23 protein-coding genes and 1 tRNA gene are annotated in these 19,388 nt (G+C 33.2%); 10 read left to right on the top strand and 14 right to left on the bottom strand.

Translation table 11 applies throughout. From position 1 onward, the window contains the following. Positions 1-109: 109 nt before the first annotated feature. Complete coding sequence (locus ACW5R3_RS09150; RefSeq protein WP_456576708.1) at positions 110-919, top strand: T9SS type A sorting domain-containing protein; 810 nt, start codon at positions 110-112, stop codon at positions 917-919. A 174-nt stretch (positions 920-1,093) separates the two neighbouring features. Beyond that, a complete protein-coding gene (locus tag ACW5R3_RS09145; RefSeq protein ID WP_456576707.1) occupies positions 1,094-2,620 on the top strand; it encodes a GH3 family domain-containing protein in 1,527 nt (508 codons plus the stop codon). Here the strand turns inward: ACW5R3_RS09145 and ACW5R3_RS09140 are convergent. Then, positions 2,604-3,197 carry a hypothetical protein gene (locus ACW5R3_RS09140; protein ID WP_456576706.1) on the bottom strand — a complete coding sequence of 198 codons (594 nt, stop codon included), beginning with the start codon at positions 3,195-3,197 and terminating at the stop codon, positions 2,604-2,606. The genes ACW5R3_RS09145 and ACW5R3_RS09140 overlap by 17 nt on opposite strands. A 204-nt stretch (positions 3,198-3,401) precedes the next feature. Between ACW5R3_RS09140 and ACW5R3_RS09135 the strand changes: the two genes are divergently transcribed. Further along, positions 3,402-4,874 (top strand): T9SS type A sorting domain-containing protein, encoded by a 1,473-nt coding sequence (locus ACW5R3_RS09135; RefSeq protein WP_456576705.1) that lies wholly within the window; start codon positions 3,402-3,404, stop codon positions 4,872-4,874. A gap of 78 nt (positions 4,875-4,952) precedes the next feature. Here ACW5R3_RS09135 and ACW5R3_RS09130 read toward each other — a convergent pair whose 3' ends face one another. From ACW5R3_RS09130 to gntA, 4 genes are all read right to left on the bottom strand, one after another. Further along, the gene (locus ACW5R3_RS09130) at positions 4,953-5,522 is read right to left on the bottom strand and encodes an NUDIX domain-containing protein (protein WP_456576704.1); all 570 of its coding nucleotides are present in this window, start codon (positions 5,520-5,522) and stop codon (positions 4,953-4,955) included. Positions 5,523-5,564: 42 nt separating this feature from the next. Further along, entirely contained in the window at positions 5,565-5,717 is a 153-nt protein-coding gene (locus ACW5R3_RS09125) for a YqaE/Pmp3 family membrane protein (RefSeq protein WP_456576703.1), read from the bottom strand. 90 nt (positions 5,718-5,807) lie between these two features. Beyond that, the gene (locus ACW5R3_RS09120; RefSeq protein WP_456576702.1) at positions 5,808-6,413 is read right to left on the bottom strand and encodes a DUF1989 domain-containing protein; all 606 of its coding nucleotides are present in this window, start codon (positions 6,411-6,413) and stop codon (positions 5,808-5,810) included. A gap of 3 nt (positions 6,414-6,416) precedes the next feature. After that, positions 6,417-7,094 (bottom strand): guanitoxin biosynthesis heme-dependent pre-guanitoxin N-hydroxylase GntA, encoded by a 678-nt coding sequence (gntA, locus tag ACW5R3_RS09115; RefSeq protein ID WP_456576701.1) that lies wholly within the window; start codon positions 7,092-7,094, stop codon positions 6,417-6,419. 343 nt (positions 7,095-7,437) lie between these two features. Here gntA and ACW5R3_RS09110 point away from each other — a divergent pair, with 343 nt between their 5' ends. Together ACW5R3_RS09110 and ACW5R3_RS09105 are read left to right on the top strand one after the other, a co-directional pair. After that, positions 7,438-7,920, top strand: a complete 483-nt coding sequence (locus ACW5R3_RS09110) for a hypothetical protein (RefSeq protein ID WP_456576700.1) — start codon at positions 7,438-7,440, stop codon at positions 7,918-7,920. Between the two features lie 129 nt (positions 7,921-8,049). Further along, positions 8,050-8,400, top strand: a complete 351-nt coding sequence (locus ACW5R3_RS09105) for a hypothetical protein (protein WP_456576699.1) — start codon at positions 8,050-8,052, stop codon at positions 8,398-8,400. Between the two features lie 171 nt (positions 8,401-8,571). On the opposite strand, the gene ACW5R3_RS09100 is transcribed toward ACW5R3_RS09105, so the two are convergent. Beyond that, a tRNA-Met gene (locus ACW5R3_RS09100) sits at positions 8,572-8,645 on the bottom strand. 128 nt (positions 8,646-8,773) lie between these two features. Between ACW5R3_RS09100 and ACW5R3_RS09095 the strand changes: the two genes are divergently transcribed. Then, on the top strand, positions 8,774-9,160 hold the full coding sequence (locus ACW5R3_RS09095) for an START-like domain-containing protein (protein WP_456576698.1): 387 nt from the start codon (positions 8,774-8,776) through the stop codon (positions 9,158-9,160). 55 nt (positions 9,161-9,215) lie between these two features. Then, positions 9,216-10,061: an aminotransferase class IV gene (locus ACW5R3_RS09090; protein WP_456576697.1), complete on the top strand. Its 846-nt coding sequence runs from the start codon at positions 9,216-9,218 to the stop codon at positions 10,059-10,061. Here the strand turns inward: ACW5R3_RS09090 and ACW5R3_RS09085 are convergent. From ACW5R3_RS09085 to ACW5R3_RS09065, 5 genes are all read right to left on the bottom strand, one after another. Further along, on the bottom strand, positions 10,054-10,614 hold the full coding sequence (locus ACW5R3_RS09085) for a YqgE/AlgH family protein (protein WP_456576696.1): 561 nt from the start codon (positions 10,612-10,614) through the stop codon (positions 10,054-10,056). The genes ACW5R3_RS09090 and ACW5R3_RS09085 overlap by 8 nt on opposite strands. A 128-nt stretch (positions 10,615-10,742) precedes the next feature. Next, complete coding sequence (locus tag ACW5R3_RS09080; protein WP_456576695.1) at positions 10,743-11,015, bottom strand: HU family DNA-binding protein; 273 nt, start codon at positions 11,013-11,015, stop codon at positions 10,743-10,745. A 190-nt stretch (positions 11,016-11,205) separates the two neighbouring features. Beyond that, a complete protein-coding gene (gene fmt / locus ACW5R3_RS09075) occupies positions 11,206-12,156 on the bottom strand; it encodes a methionyl-tRNA formyltransferase (RefSeq protein WP_456576694.1) in 951 nt (316 codons plus the stop codon). After that, the gene (locus ACW5R3_RS09070; RefSeq protein WP_456576693.1) at positions 12,153-14,060 is read right to left on the bottom strand and encodes a RecQ family ATP-dependent DNA helicase; all 1,908 of its coding nucleotides are present in this window, start codon (positions 14,058-14,060) and stop codon (positions 12,153-12,155) included. Before ACW5R3_RS09070 ends, fmt begins: the two co-directional genes overlap by 4 nt. After that, the gene (locus tag ACW5R3_RS09065) at positions 14,060-14,602 is read right to left on the bottom strand and encodes an AAA family ATPase (RefSeq protein WP_456576692.1); all 543 of its coding nucleotides are present in this window, start codon (positions 14,600-14,602) and stop codon (positions 14,060-14,062) included. The genes ACW5R3_RS09070 and ACW5R3_RS09065 overlap by 1 nt, the downstream gene beginning before the upstream one ends. A 91-nt stretch (positions 14,603-14,693) precedes the next feature. On the opposite strand from ACW5R3_RS09065, the gene ACW5R3_RS09060 reads away from it, so the two are divergent. From ACW5R3_RS09060 to murA, 3 genes are all read left to right on the top strand, one after another. Beyond that, complete coding sequence (locus tag ACW5R3_RS09060; RefSeq protein ID WP_456576691.1) at positions 14,694-14,987, top strand: DUF493 family protein; 294 nt, start codon at positions 14,694-14,696, stop codon at positions 14,985-14,987. A 67-nt stretch (positions 14,988-15,054) separates the two neighbouring features. Next, the gene (locus ACW5R3_RS09055) at positions 15,055-15,711 is read left to right on the top strand and encodes a DUF4290 domain-containing protein (RefSeq protein WP_456576690.1); all 657 of its coding nucleotides are present in this window, start codon (positions 15,055-15,057) and stop codon (positions 15,709-15,711) included. An 8-nt stretch (positions 15,712-15,719) separates the two neighbouring features. Continuing rightward, positions 15,720-17,039 (top strand): UDP-N-acetylglucosamine 1-carboxyvinyltransferase, encoded by a 1,320-nt coding sequence (murA, locus tag ACW5R3_RS09050; RefSeq protein WP_456576689.1) that lies wholly within the window; start codon positions 15,720-15,722, stop codon positions 17,037-17,039. An 86-nt stretch (positions 17,040-17,125) separates the two neighbouring features. On the opposite strand, the gene ACW5R3_RS09045 is transcribed toward murA, so the two are convergent. From ACW5R3_RS09045 to ACW5R3_RS09035, 3 genes are read right to left on the bottom strand one after another with little or no spacing between them, the layout of a single operon-like run. After that, positions 17,126-18,430, bottom strand: a complete 1,305-nt coding sequence (locus tag ACW5R3_RS09045) for a cryptochrome/photolyase family protein (protein ID WP_456576688.1) — start codon at positions 18,428-18,430, stop codon at positions 17,126-17,128. A 2-nt stretch (positions 18,431-18,432) separates the two neighbouring features. Continuing rightward, positions 18,433-18,894, bottom strand: coding sequence for an SRPBCC family protein (locus ACW5R3_RS09040; RefSeq protein WP_456576687.1), 462 nt, complete (start codon positions 18,892-18,894; stop codon positions 18,433-18,435). Beyond that, positions 18,894-19,358 carry a TspO/MBR family protein gene (locus tag ACW5R3_RS09035; RefSeq protein WP_456576686.1) on the bottom strand — a complete coding sequence of 155 codons (465 nt, stop codon included), beginning with the start codon at positions 19,356-19,358 and terminating at the stop codon, positions 18,894-18,896. The genes ACW5R3_RS09040 and ACW5R3_RS09035 overlap by 1 nt, the downstream gene beginning before the upstream one ends. Positions 19,359-19,388: the final 30 nt, after the last annotated feature.

Raw genomic sequence — 19,388 nt, 5'->3', positions numbered from 1 at the left:
TTTACCATATCATAAATACATGATTAAGTGTGGTTATGTTAATACTAGGAAGAAATTTAATCTTTCCTTATTTATTTGGTACCTTGTATGTCAATTAAAATTAAAGATTATGAGAAAAATTACTTTTATTTTGGGACTATTATCTTTGGGTGTACAAGCTCAAACGTTTCCGAGTCCTTATTGTGATATTGCAGATATAGATGATGTATCTGTAGAAGAAATATCTGCTGTAAATTTTGCAGGGACCAATATAGTTAATACTGATGTCGTAAATGTATTGATAGATAAAACAACGAGCACAGCTAATGTTGCTTTATCTAATAGTTATAATTTATCTGTTAGTGGTAACACGTATGGAGGATTTGATACTGATATTGTTGCTTTTATAGATTGGAACCAGAATAATGTTTTGGATGATGCAGGTGAAGTTTATGCTATAGGAACTTTATTTAATACAAATGGTTCTGACGGTGTTTCAGTTGCGTTAGATATAACGGTGCCTTCAACAGCTTTATTAGGAGAAACTCGTGTACGGATTACAAAAACTTATACGGACCCAGATTCTGCAGCTGAGGTTGATCCGTGTGCTATAGCCTTTAATCCTTTTGGAGTAGGTGTGTATCCAGGGTATGGACAGGCTTTAGACTTTACTGTAAATATTTCACCTTTAAGTGTAGATACTTTTCAGAAAGATGCACTTGCAGTCTATCCGGTTCCAGTTCAAAACAGATTAAATATTTCATATAAAAAACCAATACAACAGGTGGAAATTTACAATATGCTTGGTCAAATTGTGCTTCGTGAAACCCCAAACGCGTTACAATTTCAACTACCGCTATCTAAACTTGTATCAGGAAGTTATATTTTGAAATTATTAAGTGCAGACGGACAGTATACAACTAGTATTTTAAAAGAATAAATACGCAGATTAAAATCAAAAAAAATAGAACCATCACGTGTTTCATATTCGTGATGGTTTTTTTGTGGAATAAAACGGATAGGGATCGTTATTTTTCCTAATGAGATATCTATACGGCTAGCTTTATTTTATTTTGCCTAGAACTGATTATAAATTAAAAATAGATTAGGCATTATGGCTATACTTGGAAATATTATTAAAGGTGTTATTGATATTAAAGATACGTTTACATCAAACTCAAATCCGGTTTCAAATCAGGAGCAAGTGCTTAAAAGTTTAATGGAAACTGCTAAAAATACGGCATTCGGTAAACACTATGAGTTTCAGACTATATTAACATCTAATGATCCCTATGATACTTTCTCTTCACTAATTCCTTATTTTTATTATGATAAAATGCATTCTGAATGGTGGTCAAAACTTCATGAAAGTCAAAGTGATATTTCCTGGCCTGGAAAACCTAATTACTTTGCATTAAGTTCAGGAACAACCGGTAAAACAAGCAAACGAATTCCTGTTAGTGATGCCATGATAGAAGCTATAAAACAAGCTGGGATTAATCAGGTTTTTGCATTAACGCATTTTGACTTAGAAGCAGATTTTTTTGAGAAAGAAATTATGATGTTAGGGAGTTCAACTAATTTAAAAGAAAACAATAACCATTTAGAAGGCGAAATTAGTGGTATTACAGCTAGCAATATTCCATTTTGGTTTAAAGGATATTATAAACCAGGTGAAGATATTGCTAAAATTGATGATTGGGATCAGCGTGTGCAACATATTGCTGAAAATGCAGAGCAATGGGATATAGGAGCCTTAAGTGGTATTCCATCGTGGATAGAATTGATGTTGCAAAAAGTAATTTCTTATCATAATTTAAATCATATTCATGAAATTTGGCCAAACCTACAGGTTTATACTTCGGGAGGTGTTGCTTTTAGTCCTTATAAGAAAAGTTTCAACGCTTTATTAGGGCATCCAATTACTATAATCGATACGTATTTGGCATCTGAAGGGTTTATAGCTTTTCAGTCCCGACCTGAAACGAATGCTATGCAGTTAGTTACAGATAATGGTATCTTTTTTGAATTTGTTCCTTTTAAGCCCGAATACATTAATGAAGATGGCTCTTTAGTTTCAAATGCACCTGCTATTTCCCTTAAGGATGTAAAATTACATCAGGATTACGTGCTTGTTATTAGTACAGTAAGCGGAGCTTGGCGTTATGAAATAGGCGACACCATAGAATTTACAAACATTCAACGCGCAGAAATAAAAATTACTGGGCGTACCAAATTTTTCTTAAATACAGTTGGTTCACAATTATCGGTAAACAAGATGGATCAAGCCATGCTACATTTAGAAAATGAATTTGGCACTAAAATTAAGGAATATACCATTTGTGCGAAACGATGTGAAGATGATGAGTTTTACCATTGTTGGTACTTAGGGACTGATGCTAATTTGAATACTGATGCGCTAGCCGAATCGCTTGATACTTATTTGAAATCTGCCAATAAAAATTACCGAGTTGCTAGAAGTAAAGCTCTACAAGGTGTGCGTGTAACATTAATAAAACCTCAAGTTTTCCATGAATGGAATGCTGTTAATAAGAAAAAAGGTGGTCAGGTAAAAATGGAACGTGTTATGGACGAAACAAAATTTGAAAAATGGGAAACCTTTGTTACTTCTCTGATATAGCCGCGTCAGGAATTATGCCATCACGTTTATTTACAATTTCCATAATTTCCTCCGGTGATAAATAATATTTTTCTATACGTAATTTATAAGAAGGTGTTATAGCCGAATTATTCAATATAAAATTCTTAGTCTTTAAAATATAAGCTTCCATACCTTGCGAAACAGCATAGGTGTCAGCAGCACGTTCCGCCTCAATGATATGATTATCGGACAATAAATAGCGAATGCCAAACCAAATAAGGTTTAAGTTACTTCGGTTTTGGTAATCCATTATATGTCCTAATTCATGTCCAATCCAACCAATTAAAATATCCGATGGAATATCTTTAGTCAGGAATGATTGGTCGGAAATTTTAAACTTTTCACTTATAAAAATAACATACGATCGGTTTTTACGTAGCCTAAACAAACTGCTAAATTTTGGTTGGGCTTGCATAGTTGATTTTTTTATATTTTTCTTAAACGACACTTCAATAGATACATCCTGTAAATTAGGGTAAAAACTAAGGGCTGTTTGGACCTCTTTCTCAATGGATTTTGGGAATTTTATTTGGGAATAGGCCTGGTTTACGCTCATAAGAAATAGTAAAATATAAGTAAGTTTCATTGTAATAATAGTATAAGGTTTTTTTGTTAAAATAGCTGCTTGTTTAAAAAAACATTAACAACTAATAGCTGTTTGTAGTGCTCTAGTAAGGTTCAGAAAGTTTACAAACAAATTATTTTAACAGTCTTTTCGGGTATTATTTTTTAATTTTAGCAAGAATTAAAACAATAATTTATGAAACAATTTTTACTCAATTTTTTTGCAATAATCGGTATTGTAGGTTTGGTTTCCGCTCAAGAATATACCACTCCAGATACGGGTTTAACTTATAGTTTGGACGACCTTGTCGCTGCTAGTCCGTCTACCATTTCGGTATCGGGAACGACCTATACTTTGGTTGAAGATTTAACCATTTCGGCAACGGATATTCTAGAAATAGATTCCGATTTAACATTAGAAATAGGAGCCGATATTCGTGTGACGGTGTTTGGAACATTTCATGTAACGGCATCTCATGCAACATTTACAGCTATTGATCCAACAGCGCCTTATGATGGCTTTCGTTTTGAAGAGTTTTCAGATATTAATATTCAAAATGCCACTATTCAGTATGGTGGTGGATTACGTGTATTAACAGAAACTTTCACAATTAATAATAGTGTTATTACAAACAATGTTTCAGGAGTTGCAACAGGTAGTGTTATTGCGTTATCTAGAGGGATGCCTCAAATAACGAATAATACTATTTCTTTTAATGAAACACCAGCAATAAGCTCAGGAGCTAATAGTGCTGTTTCGCCTTATATTTTTAATAATTATATTGAGGGTAATAATCAAGCAAACGCAAACCGTCCGCAAATTAATATGGGGACTACTATGGATTCCGATCCAATTCAAATTGTTCAAAATACCATTTTAGGTGATCGTGATTTAGATATGGTTGGTGGTATTGGTATTTCTAATTTTGTTGGAGGAAGTATTAATGCGGTTATTGATGATAATATAATAAGAGATAACAGGTATGGTATTTCTATACTAGGAAATAATTCTTTTGCCTATGTACGTGGAAATATTATTGAAAATAATAATACTCAAAACTTACCCAATTTAGGCGGTTCTGGTATATCCTTAAATACAAGTTCCGCAGGAATGGATGTTATTGCTAGTGGCAATCAAATTCGTGGAAATTTATGGGGTATTACTGTTATCGGACAAGCTGCTATAAACTTAGGTGATACGGCAGGAAATGATGGTCAAAATGTGTTTTCTAATAACGGAAACGGCGGGGAAATTTATGCGCTTTATAATAACACGCCAAACTCTATATGGGCTTTAAATAATTGTTGGGATGAAGATAATGCGCCTATAACTTTAGCTGATGCTGAGGCGGTTATTGTTCATGAAACGGATATGTCTTCTTTAGGTCTTGTTACTTTCGATCCGGTTGATTGTGGTTTTTTAAGTGTTGATGAAACGAAACTTAATACTGTTTCTATTTACCCAAATCCAACAAATGGATTGCTTAATGTTTCTAATAACTTAGAGTATAAAGGGCTAAAAGTATATAGTTTGGATGGAAAGTTAGTTTATGAGAAAGCATTAACACTTGGTAATTCAGATATGTTTATTCCATTAAATTCTGGTATGTATGTTCTTGAATTTATAGGAGACCATAAGAAAGCAGTGAAAAAGCTTATTATAAATTAATAACGTCTTTAATGATAAAAAAAAGCTTCATAATTTATGAAGCTTTTTTTATTTAATAATTTTTATAAATAGTCTTGTTTATTGGATTTTGTTAGCTAAATACCATTGTATAGCAATAAGTGTTTTAGCGTCTTGAAATTCGTGAGCCTTAAATTGCTTTATAAGCTCCGATTTTTTGATTTTCACCAATTGAATATCTTCTTTTTCCGATGGCATGCCGCCACCTTTATAAAGTTTATCTGTGCTTTTTACAGTAGCGTAGTACAAGTGAACTTGCTCAGAACTACCCCCGTGAGATACAAAAAACGTGCTTATTAATTCTGGCTCAGAAATTTGGTAGCCTATTTCTTCTTCAACCTCTTTGCAAACTCGATATTCAGGACATTCTGAGCCTTCAAGTGAGCCTGCAGTTAATTCTAAAATCCAACCCGAACCATTCGTAATTGTAGGATACCGAAACTGTTTAGTAAATAAAAAAGAATCTGTGTCGCTTTCATAAAGCAGAATGGCTACCGAATTGCCACGTTCAAAACTAAGCCTTGTAACTTCAATTGATCCGGAATTGAATAAGTCGTGTTTAATTTTCGCTTGTTTTATCTTGAAATGTGCATCGAAAATTATAGATTCTTCAAGAATTTTATACTCCATAGCTAATAGTGTAAATTTTAAGCGAAATATACGTGTTTTTAGTTAGTCCGATACGATAAAAGCATGAATGACACCAGGAAGCCAACCGACTAATGTTAAAAGTAAATTTAGAAAAAATGCGCCTCCTAAACCTTTCTGTAAGAAAACAGATAATGGTGGAATAAATATGTTTAAAATAATAGTTAATAATGACATGATTTTAAATTTTTAGGTTAATAATACCATAAGGTAAGACTGAAATTATCAGTAAATTAGTGGTAATGATTTTTGTTTTAACGTTTTTAATTATTTGGCGTTCTTTTTGGGTGTCGCAATTGTAAAATGTATGGGCTTAAAACTACCGCCATTACTATCTTCAGCTGAGCAGGCTGTTAAGCAAACAAGTAAGTCCATTTCGGCTCTAAATTGGATATAATCTCCGGGTTTGGAAGTAGGAGGTAAAACCGATAAAGCGCCATTTTCATCAAATTGTACATTCATAAAAATATTAAAAGCCGTAGGTATGTCGTCTTGTTGGATGCCTTCGGATTTTAGATTGGTTGTAAGATTTTCTAAACAGGATGGGTGGTAGCCTTCATGGTTGTACATAATTTCAAAAGTTTCTTTACTACAAGGTGCTAATAAGAAATCATTTCTACCATTAGTGTCTTCAATAATTTCAGCCATTTTATTAGAACGGTTACTCCATAAAAAATGCCCTTTAGTTAATAGTATGCTGGCTTCAAAATCTAGGGTTTTCCCTGAGGATAGTTTTTCGGCATGATCATGTTTGTTAAATAAAACCATATCACTAACCTGACCACCTTTCGGGTCTATAACCGAAAGGATATCGCCTTTATTCAATTCAAAGGCTTTTCCGCTTTGTTTATCAATAATATTTACTGGATTCATATCTTAATTGTTTGGGTTAAACGGACATTTCCAATGGGATTCTACATGACGTCCGCTATACTGTTTTGTTTCCGTGTCTTTTCCGTAGTCTTTTAAAACAGGATTAATAGAGCCTTGTAGTTTTTTATCGCGTTTGCGTATTCGTTTTTTTATCTTTTTATAAGTTCCCATTTCTCTCAGGCGTTCAAATTGCCAATGCAAATTAAATACCAATGCGGTATACGGACTTTGCCTAGCTAATCGTGAGCTTTCAGGGTGTAAGCCTACAATGTAAAAGGCTTTTCCTTTTAAGCTGAAACTAAAATTTGGACTATTAGGATCGTTGCTAACATCTGGATCCCATGTACAATCGTCAAGGTTGTAGAGTTTCATAAGTGTGTTCCATAAAGCGTCTTCAAAAGACTGTTCGGAATTAAAATGATTATTCGGAAACACAGCTATGAATGACTCAAAATCAGGCGACTCAAAATCGTAATTGTTAATGTAATTTTCTAGGTCGTTTAGTAAATTCAATAAGGCCGAATCCGAATGCATATCGGAATAGCTATGTAAATGGTAGTTAGACATCATAAAAACCGTTTTAGCCATTACGCATGGGTGTTTCTTTTCTAGAATAAACTGATTAAAAGTTGTAGCTATTACATCGTTACTAATTTCACTTCCTTTACTTAGAGTTTCCATGGGTTGGTTTTTTAGGTGTATGTTATATATTTAAATAGTATGATTTTATAGATGATTTAAACGCTTTAGGTTATAAACAAAGTTAGGAGGGACGTCCTGAATAAATAAACGCAAATGCTTTAATAATTAGCTCGAAAAAATAAGTGTACGAGATTTTTAATTGTAAGATTATAAATGAGTTATAATTATTTTTAATACGGTTCAATTCACCGTTTTAAAAGAGTTAGTTTATGGGAAACAATAACTGAAACCATACGAATATGTTTACATTTTTAAAGAATCAACACCGTGCTGTTTATGGCGGTATAATAGCGACGCTTATTACAGGTATTGGTATTTTTTAATGGGAAATTTAACGGGATATGAGGCTAAAAAACTATTGGCAAGCTCCTTATCTGGTTTAAACATGCTTTGTAATACTATTGTATTGGCATCGGCTACTATTTTAGCTCTGTTATTAACCTTATTAAGTATTAGTTCTGGATCAAAAACAACCTTAAAAGAACGACACTATATACAGGTTTTAAGTATTGCAAAATTTGATGTGGTTCTATTTATCTCGGCACTTATATTATTTCAATTTTTTAATATTCCTATCATAGAATCGGATAAGGTGCCCATAACTTGGTTTGAGGTTATTTATTGGGTTACGCTGGCATCGACATCTATTATTAGTGGTATGATGATAACGGTTATTTTAATGCTTTATACAGCTGTTACCAACTTAATAGCCATTATAGGATTAGGAAAAGATCATCCTTTATTATCTGAGGAAGAGGCAGAGGAGAAAATAGATGAAAAAAAAGAAGCTCTAAATAATAAGTAGTTAATACGGGATAAAGAAGCGTGCACACTATACAAATGGTTATATTTGATAATTGAAACATCCGTAATTTTTATTGTTTCAAAACTTTTAAAACATATGTTTTAGATCCTTTTTTAAATTAAATTCTATATGACTATAACCCAATTACCTGGTATTTATAAAATTAGTGGTAGTAATCAATCGGAAGACCAATCTGTTTACAGTGGATTTTTAAAACTAACTCTAGATGCTACAAATAGAATTCATGCCAGTTGGGAAATAGGTGGAAGTCAAACGCAAAAAGGCATGGGCTTTTTTAAAGATAATATTCTGGTTATAAATTTCAATTATCGCGGTGAGGATAATCGTGTTTACAAAGGAGTAGTGGTTTATAAATGCTTAACAAAAGACGTTTTAGAAGGTTTTTGGTCGGAAAAACACGGGGGTCCATTATATTTAGGTACGGAGCATGGCGTTCGTGTGGATTCCAACAAATTTTAAGATTACCGTTAGCGATGTAGATTTTAGGGGTGGAAAATACTTTTTTGTCTGACAAATCGTGTGCAAAATTGGACTCCTGTTCGTGTTCAAATGTAAGAAACTCATTTAATGTAAGCATAAAAAAACGGTTTAGAGTGAACTAAACCGTTGTTTATCGCTGTTACACGTTTGTAGCGAGACCGAGATTTGAACTCGGGACCTCCGGGTTATGAATCCGACGCTCTAACCAACTGAGCTACCTCGCCATTTTCGAGGGTGCAAATATAACAACTATTTTGTATCATCCAAATAAAATTCAATTAAAAATTTTTAAAATAAATAGTTTTAATTGTCGTAAATTAATGTATATTTTGAGCAAATAAATTAATCAATTATGAGTGAGAAAATAAAATTTGAAATGGAGTTCCCTATTCAGGCTTCACCTCAATTATTATATCAATATATATCAACACCTTCTGGACTGTCTGAATGGTTTGCAGAGAATGTTAATTCACGTGGCGAATTATTTAAATTTATATGGGATGGTAGTGAGGAACAAGCTAGTCTTGTAAGTAAAAAAAGTGGTGAACGTATTAAATTCCGTTGGGATGCAGATGAAGGAGAACCTTATTTTTTTGAAATGCGTATACAAGTAGATGAAATTACTAAAGATGTTTCAGTGATGATTGTCGATTTTGCAGAAGAAGATGAAATTGATGAAGCTAAAATGCTGTGGGAAAATCAAATCTCAGATTTAAAACAAGTATTAGGTTCGGCTTAAGGTCTTTTCTATTATAAAACTTATCTTTGTCCCGAATTTTATTTGGGACTTTTTTATGATTAATTTTAACGGTACTATTACAGGTAATTTACAAACAATTTCAATTCATAATCGCGCTTTCGCCTATGGTGATGCCGTATTTGAAACGTGTAAATTTTCGCATGGAAAACTCTTGTTTTGGGAAGATCATTATTTCCGATTAATGGCTTCAATGCGTATCATGCGTATGGAAATTCCTATGGACTTTACTATGGAGTTTCTAGAGGCTGAAATTCAAAAAGCACTTGAGGCTAATAGTTTAGATGCAAAAACGGCACGTGTGAAATTAACGGTATTTCGTGATGAAGGTGGTTTATATCTGCCTACTTCTAAAGCTGTTGGTTATACCATAGAAGTAAGTGCATTGGATACCGATTTTTATTTATTAAATGAAGAAGCTTATAACGTTGATTTATTTAAGGATTTTTACATAGCACCAGGTTTATTATCTACTTTAAAAACTAATAACCGGGCCATAAATGTGGTTGCAAGCGTTTATGCGAGCGAAAACAACTTGAATAATGCCTTGTTATTAAATACGGATAAAAAAGTAGTAGAGGCTTTAAATGGAAATATTTTTCTTGTTAAAGGGAATACGATTAAAACACCACCGCTTACTGATGGTTGTTTGAAAGGTGTTATGCGAAAGCAACTAATAGATTTAATGAAAAAACTACCAGATTATAACTTGGTTGAAGAATCTATTTCGCCTTTTGAGTTGCAAAAAGCCGATGAGTTATTTATTACAAATGTAATAACAGGTATTCAGCCAATAGGCATGTATCGTAAAAAAACCTTTGCAAATATCATTTCTAAAATGTTACTACAAAAACTTCAGGTAAGCATTAGGTTGGCTAATTAAAGCTAGGGTCTTCTGGTGCATTGGACCAAATGGTATATTCACCACCAAACTCGATCATTTTTTCCTTCCAAAAAGACTGATAGTTTTTTTCGATAATATCCTGTTTATAGGTGTTTTCGGTTACAACCCAAGAGTTTGTTTTTAATTCGTTATTCAATTGGTTTGTTTCCCAACCTGAATAGCCTAAGAAAAAACGGATGTTATTTTCATTAATCTTATCATTGGCAATAAGTTCGGCAACTCTATTAAAGTCTCCACCCCAATAAATTCCTAATGATATTTCTACACTGTTTGGAATAAGCTCTGGTATCCTGTGAATAAAGTAAAGATTATCTTGCTCTACAGGACCTCCATTGTATACTTTAAAGCTAGCATCCAACTCTGGAATTAAATCGCTTATAGTGTACTTTAATGGCTTATTCAGTATGAATCCTATCGAGCCTTCGTCTGTATGGTCGGCTAATAAGATTATCGATCGGTTAAAGGATATATCACCAATTATCGATGGCTCGGCTATTAGTAAATTTCCTTTTTTTGGTTGTGTTGAAATCATATGGTTATAGATTTTCTATTATAAATCTAATATTTTTTTATTTAAAAACAAACACTATCTATAATTAATAACCAAAAAAGGCCTTCATAACATGAAGACCTTTTTATAAATATACATTAAAACTGTAATTAGTTTACAGCTCTAGATAAATCTGAACCTGCTTTAAACTTAACTACGTTTTTAGCTTGGATTTTGATAGTTTTTCCTGTTTGAGGGTTTCTTCCATCTCTTGCAGCTCTTTTAGAAACTGACCAAGATCCGAAACCTACTAATGAAACTCTGTTACCTTTTTGTAAAGCACCTTCAATTTCAATTAACGCACATTCTAAAGCTTTCTTTGCAGCTGCTTTAGTAATTCCTGCGTGTTCTGCCATGGCATCGATTAAATCTGTTTTGTTCATAATTTAAAGTTTAATTATTAATAATAGTTGGTTAAACATTTTTGTTAAATCCTCTACAAATTTATACGGATTATCGTACCACGCAAGTAATAGCACGGGAAATACCTGTTTTTGTTAATAACTTCGCCCAATTGTTAATAACGATGATGTATTTCATCGATTTTTTTCTAATATGAGCATTCATAAGGGTTTAGAGCATTTTAGACCCAACTTCAAATTCATAACCATTTAATAAGTCTTGAATTGCCATTTTTCGCTTTCCAGGAAGTTTTAAACTTTCTATATAAAGGTAACCATCTGTTACTGCAATTTTTAACGTTTTTTTGGTTGTCGTAATCGTTCCTATAGCTTCGGAATGAGAAATAACTTCTTTACGAGTTTCATAAATTTTGACATCTAAGGTGTCTTCACCGTTTTGCAAATAACTCCAAGCCGAAGGATAGGGGTTTAGTCCACGGATTAAATTATGAATTTGTGATAATCCCGCATGCCAGTCTATTTTACAGTTCTCTCTATTTAGTTTATTAGCATCTTTTAAACGACCACTTTCTTGTTGTTTTGTAGTTTTTACACTACCAGAAGCTATTTGCTTCAGGGTTTCTGCTACTAACTGGCTACCAGTATCCATCAATCGGTCGTGAAGTGTCCCTGCTGTATCTGTTTCTGAGATAGCTACAGTTTCTTGAAGAATCATATCGCCCGTATCAATTTTGTCGTCAATAAAGAAGGTTGAAACGCCCGTTTCTGTTTCTCCATTAATAATAGCCCAGTTTATTGGAGCTGCACCACGATAGTTTGGCAGTAGTGATGCATGTAAGTTAAAAGTTCCTAATTCTGGCATTTGCCACACTTGTTTTGGGAGCATTCTAAATGCTACAACTACCTGTACGTTGGCTTGAAGTGCTTTAAGTCCTTCTAAAAATTCAGGATCCTTTAAGTTGGTAGGCTGTAAAATGGTTAAGCTTTGTTCTTTGGCATATTTTTTAACCGCCGATTCGTTTATTTTTCGACCACGGCCAGCTGGTTTATCGGGTGCTGTTATAACACCTACAACATTATAGTTGTTTTCAAGAATGGTTTTTAAAGTGGCTACGGCAAAATCTGGTGTGCCCATAAAAACGATGCGTAAATCGGTTTTCATAAATGTGATAGTTTATAACTGTTGGTATCTGTTAATGTAATAATTTCATGCTCTAATAGGAGCTGTATGGTTTTATGAATTACAGTTTCATTAAAACCTAATGTTTCTGTTAGTGTGCGCGAACTGCAAGGGCATTCTTCTAATTTTGAGATGATAGCATTTTTTACCGTTTTAAAATCTACAGTTGCTTTATTTTTATTTTTTTCAGCAATACAAACCGAGCAAATTCCACATTTTTCAAGGTTTTTTTCACCAAAATAGGAGAGAAGCTGTATACTTTTGCAGAGGTCATTATTGGATATATAGTTTAGAATGTCTGTAACCTGTTTGTGTTTTAATTCGTTTTGCTGATTAATAACATGGGTTATTCTATTAATAGTTTTCTCATCTTCACGAGGTTCTAAAAAGGTTACCTGAGCATCCGTTTTAGAAATTAATAAACTTATAATAGCGTCTTTTTCTAAAAGTTTTAAAGCGTCTAGTAGTTGTGGTTCTGAAACAGAGGCTTTAAGAGCCATCTTAGTCGTGTTTATTTTGGTTTCATGCTCGAAAATACCACCATAACTTCGTAAAATCGATTTAACAATGACGCTTAAACGTTGGTGTTTTTGAAGATATTTGAATAATTGGGTATCGGTAACTATAAACTGAACACTTGTTTGGTTGTTAAACTGTCGGCTTAAGCTTATAATACTTGTTCTATCTAATGTTTGAAGAGCATTATAGGTTTTTAATGGGTTAAATTTATAGGTTATGCAGAAGTGATTAAAATTAAAAGCCTCAACAAAACCAACACCTTCACCGTAAGATATTTGAAAATAATTGCATAATTTTCTATAAACCTGTTTCATAAAACTAACATCCGGTAATACTTTTAGAAATTGATCTTCTAATTTTTTTGTATCGGTGTTATTTTTTAAAATTACCGCAAAAGCTTTATTGCCATCTCTTCCTGCGCGTCCCGCTTCTTGAAAATAACTTTCAATACTTTCTGGTAAATTTAAGTGAATAACGGTTTTAACATTGGGTTTGTCAATTCCCATTCCAAATGCGCTGGTAGCTACCATAATTAGTTTTCGCTCTTGTAGCCACTCTTGGAGTTTAGTGTCTTTTTCATTGTTAGATAAACCGCCATGAAAAAACGTAGCAGGAAACCCTTTGCTTTCTAAAAAACGACTGATTTCAATTGTAGCTAAACGGTTGCGGACATAAATTATGGAAGGTGCAGGATTTTTCTTTAAAATGCGTTCTAAATGATAATGTTTGTCCGTAGCATCAAAAGTCATATACGCCAAATTATCACGCTTGAAAGATTGCTTAAGAATTTTTGGACTAATAAAATCGAGTTCTTTTATAATATCGTCAACCACCTCGGGTGTTGCTGAAGCGGTTAAAGCAATGCAGTTTACTGTTGGCTGTAATTCACGAAGGATTTTAATGTTTTTATATGCTGGACGAAAATCATTACCCCATTGTGAAATACAATGCGCCTCATCAATAGCTATTAGGTTTACTGGCATTTGACGAATTCGATCTTGTACTAATTCTTGCTGTAAACGTTCGGGAGATAAATACAGGAATTTGTAATTGCCATAAATGCAATTGTCTAGCATGGTATCTAATTCGTTATAATGAATCCCGCTAGTTAATGCCATAGCTTTAATACCTTTGGCTTTCAGGGCTTGAACCTGATCCTTCATTAAAGCAATTAATGGAGAAACAACAATGCAAATACCATCCTTGGCAAGTGCAGGAATCTGAAAACATAAAGATTTACCGCCTCCAGTTGGCATAAGCGCAAAGGTATCCTCGCCATCTAAGACAGCTTCGATAACATGTTCTTGTAGCGGCTTAAAACTGGTGTAGTTCCAATAGTGCTCAAGGATTTTTATGGGGTGTTGCATTATAGCTTATTAACAACATTCAATATAAAATCGGTACGATTTTCAACAGTATCAAAAGGTACATCTACAAGCTGGTAACCATATTTTTTATATGTATTTAATAGGTTATCATGTATTTGTTCAGCTTGTTCAAAATTTTCATAGCGTTCACTATCGCTAATAAATATATCTTTCCAAGGTTTTAAAATAAAAACATGGTCGTAACGGTGTTTTTGGCAGCTTTCAATGAATTTTTCGGGATAATTATCGCCAATAAAGTCCATATATGCCAAAACGTCGGGAATACCACGATCTAGAAAAATAAGGTTTTCTGCCTTAGAATGCGCTTCATGGAATTGTGCTTCTCTTCCTTCTAATAACATCTCACTAAACAAAAGTGGTTGCGTTAAAAAAAGCTGGTCAACACCGTCTTCTCTAGCTTTAAGCGTTATTTGGCGTGATATTTCTTCTAAACAAATAAACTCACGATTAAGGAGTTCGTTTATAATAGATGTTTTTCCAGTACCCGGCCCTCCGGTAATAACTATTTTATTTAAATTCAATTTGGCAGTATTTTGGATGTAAAAATCGGAATTAAAAAGGAAACTAAAAAATGACAAGGAAATACTATCTTTGTACAACTAAAAAATAACAATGGAAGACGCGAATAAATCAGAAGAGTTTTATCAAAAATTAAAGAGTCAATTATACGATACGGCAAGTTGGCCATCAGAGTATTTATATAAATTTATAGTAAAAACATCAGGGGATTCAATTAAAGAAATTGAAAGTATTTTTGATAATATGGGCGCTGTGATACATAATAAAGAATCTAAAAACGGAAAATATACCAGTGTTTCTATCAATGTAAAAATGAAATTACCTGAAGATGTCATTGCTAAATATAAAGAAGTCACAGAAAACGTTAAAGGCGTTATAAGTCTTTAGTTTTTTTTTGTATTTTGCGCTTGCACAAAACTACGTGCCTTAAGTAAACTCTACACAAACACATATTTTGATAGATCATTTAGAATACAATTCAGAACGTGAGCATTTAATTATTCCGGAATACGGACGTCATCTTCAAAAAATGATTAATTATGCTAAAACACGCGAAACAAAAGAAGAACGTAATAAATTAGCAAATGCCATAATTTCGGTAATGGGGAATTTACAACCTCATTTACGTGATGTGCCAGATTTTCAGCACAAACTATGGGATCAGTTATTTATCATGTCTAATTTTGAATTGGATGCCGATTCACCTTATGAAGTGCCTTCTAAAGACACTTTAAAAGAACGTCCTGAACATTTACCATATCCTCAGAATTTCCCTAAATATCGTTTCTACGGAAATAATATTAAAACAATGATTGATGTAGCTAACACTTGGGAAGACGGTGAACTTAAGGAAGCTTTGGTTTTTACCATAGCTAATCACATGAAAAAATGTTTCCTTAATTGGAATAAAGATACTGTTGAAGATAGTGTTATTTTTGAGCATTTACGTGAGTTGTCAGATGGAAAAATAAACTTACTTAATACGGATGAAGACCTAACAGACGCTTCTAGTTTAATGCGTAGTAAGAAAAAGTACAGTTCCAACAATAACAACAATAAAAAAGGACACCAAAAGAAAAATAATTCTAATAGAAGTAGAAAACGCTACTAAGACACGTTATGGGTATATTTAAAATTGAAGGCGGACAGCAATTAAAAGGAAAAATTCAACCTCAAGGAGCTAAAAATGAAGCATTACAAATTTTATGTGCTGTTTTATTAACTCCAGAGAAAGTAACAATTCATAACATCCCCGATATTGTGGATGTGAATAAGCTAATAGATTTATTAAGAAATTTAGGTGTTAAAATTGAAAAGATAGAGCAGGGGACTTACACGTTTCAAGCAGATGCTATAAATCTTGAATATTTAGAGTCTGAAGCTTTTAAACAAGATGGTCGTGGATTACGTGGTTCTATCATGATTGTTGGTCCATTATTAGCGCGCTTTGGTAAAGGATATATTCCAAAACCAGGAGGTGATAAAATTGGTAGACGTCGTTTAGATACACACTTTGAAGGATTTATTAATTTAGGTGCTAAATTTAGATATAACCGTGAAGAATATTTTTACGGTGTTGAAGCTGATAAGCTTAAAGGTGCTTATATGTTGCTTGATGAAGCCTCAGTAACAGGTACAGCCAATATTGTAATGGCTGCCGTTTTAGCTGAAGGTGTTACTACAATTTATAATGCAGCTTGTGAACCTTATTTACAACAGCTTTGTAATATGCTAAATAGAATGGGAGCCAAAATTAGTGGTATTGGGTCTAATATGTTAAGCATAGAAGGTGTTGATGAGCTTGGAGGTACGAGTCATACAATGCTACCTGATATGATTGAAATTGGTAGTTGGATTGGTTTAGCGGCCATGACTAAAAGTGAGTTAACTATTACTAATGTAAGTTGGGATGATTTAGGTCAGATACCAAATGTGTTCCGTAAACTTGGAATTACCGTTGAAAAACGTGGCGACGACATTTTTATTCCTGCTCATACTGATGGGTATGAAATTCAAAACTATATTGATGGATCTATATTAACGATTTCCGATGCGCCTTGGCCTGGGTTTACGCCCGATTTATTGAGTATTATACTCGTTGTAGCGACACAAGCTCGAGGTTCGGTGTTAATTCACCAAAAAATGTTTGAGAGCCGCTTGTTTTTTGTTGATAAACTAATTGATATGGGGGCTAAAATAATTCTTTGTGATCCACATCGTGCCGTTGTAATTGGTCATGATTTTAAATCACAGTTAAAAGCTACAACAATGACCTCACCTGATATTCGTGCCGGTGTATCATTGTTAATAGCATCTTTGTCGGCCAAAGGAACTTCAACAATACATAATATTGAACAGATAGATCGTGGTTATGAAAATATCGATTCGCGTTTACGTGCTATTGGTGCTAACATTACTAGACATAAAGAAAACGATTAATTCTTAATATCGTATTCGTATAAAAAAAGCTTCTCAATTTATTGAGAAGCTTTTTTTGTGAACATAATTTACTCTAACTATTTTAATTAACTAACTGCAGCTTTATAAACTTTTAAGCAGCGTTCTCTAGCTTCTTTATGATCAACTATTTTTGGTGTATAATCCAATTCTTGAAATTCAGGAACCCACTTTTTTATGTATTCTAAGCCTTTATCAAACTTTTCAATTTGTGTTGTTGGATTAAATATTCTGAAGTAGGGTGCAGCATCAACACCTGATCCCGCTACCCATTGCCAATTTCCAATATTACTAGCCATTTCGTAATCATGCAATTTTTCAGCAAAATATGCTTCACCCCAACGCCAGTCAATAAGTAGATGTTTACATAAAAAACTACCTACTAACATCCGAACCCGATTATGCATAAATCCGGTTGTGTTTAGTTCTCGCATGCCTGCATCTACTAGTGGGTAACCAGTTTTGCCTTCACACCAAGCTTTAAATTCTGCCTCGTTATTCCGCCATTTTATGGCATCGTATTTGGCTTTAAAACTTTCGGTAAGTGTATGTGGGAAATGCCATAGGACTTGCATAAAAAATTCACGCCATATTAATTCTTTTAAAAAAGTATCATTTGTTTTATTGGCCGCTTTTTGCACTATTTTACGAATGCTTACAGTACCAAACCGTAAATGTGTCCCTAAATGGGACGTAGCATCAAGTGCAGGAAAATTGCGTTTGGCTTCATAATCAGTAATAATTGAATTGGAAAGTTGGTAAGGGATTATGTGTTGTTCAGACTTATCAAAACCAATATCGGATAATGTTAAATTTGGTAAGCGTGTATTTTTAACCAAATTATTAAAAAGTGAATGGGTATCATAAATGGATAATTTCAAATCATTAAATGCAGATTTCCAACTACGCATATAAGGTGTGTAAACACGGTATGGTGTGCCGTCGTTTTTTACTATTTCAGATTTTTCAAAAATAACTTGATCTTTAAATGTATGAAATGAAACGTTTTTCTGATTTAATATTTGCTCAATTTCTTGATCTCGTTTTTGCGCATAAGGTTCATAGTCATGGTTCGTGTAAACAGCCGATATATCGTAAGATTTTAATAAATCTTCAAATACAGTTTTCGGTGTGCCAAAATACAATGCAATACTACTGTTATATTCCTTTTGAAGTGCGCTGCGCATTTCTTGTATTGTATTATAAATAAAGGTAACACGTGCATCGTTTGAGTTTAAGGAATCTAAAATTTCAGAATCAAAGATAAAAATAGGCAATACTGGATTGTCGCTTTCTAAAGCTTTATAAAAACCGGTATTATCATCAAGACGTAGGTCTCTACGAAACCAAAATATGTTTAAGGGTTCTTTCATGATTATATGGAACCGAAAAGTTCAGTTAATTTTTTTTCTCTATAGTTAAAAATCTCTTCTAATTTTGGCTTTACTATAAAAGGGTGTGCCATTTGTCCTAGAAAACCGAAAGGCAGTTTATAGTCTATAATATCGTTCATTTCTACGCCTCCAGGTATCTCTCTAATAAAATGTTTGTGATGCCATAAGGCATAAGGACCAAAACGCTGTTCGTCAACAAAATATTCATTAGTAACGCTATGGGTGATTTCTGTAACCCATTTTGTTTTAATACCCAAAACAGGTGTAACAATATATTGAATTATCTGACCAGCATACATAGGTTTGTCAGCACCAGAAATAATATTAAAACCCATATATTCAGGTGTTATAGTTTTTAAATTTTTAGGGTCCGACAAAAATGACCATGCCTGCTCAACAGAAATAGGTAACTGTTGTTTTTTATTAAGTGTGTAAATTTTCATTAATTATAAAGTAAAATATAACCGTTTAATGAGCTTGCTACAAAAAGCCAAACTATATAAGGTATTAGTAAATAACGCCATAAATTAATAGCGTCCATACGATAGGTGAAAAATAAATAGCATATTAAACCTGTTAGTAAGAGGATAACAATGAATGCTGGTAGGACTAGCTGTTGATTAAAAAATAGAAAATTCCATCCTACATTAAGTGCTACTTGAAGTGCAAACACCCCAATTAAATAATTGGATTTGTAGTCTTTAAATAAGAAACTTAAGTAAACAGAAAAACAAATCATTATTAATGTCCAAGCTGCTCCAAATACCCAACCCGGAGGAGTCCATGGTGCTTTATTTAAATTTGTGTACCATGCTGAAGATGCACCATCTCCCATTAGCCAACTGCCTAAAGCTAAGCTTCCAAAATTAATTATTAAAAACAGTATTAATAATGTTATATGTTTCATAAGGCGACAGGGAATAACGTTTTATATTAA

The organism is Algorimicrobium bowmanii (assembly GCF_054031195.1).
The sequence above is the reverse complement of the archived record's forward strand: the minus strand, read 5'-3'. Positions and strand labels throughout refer to the sequence as shown.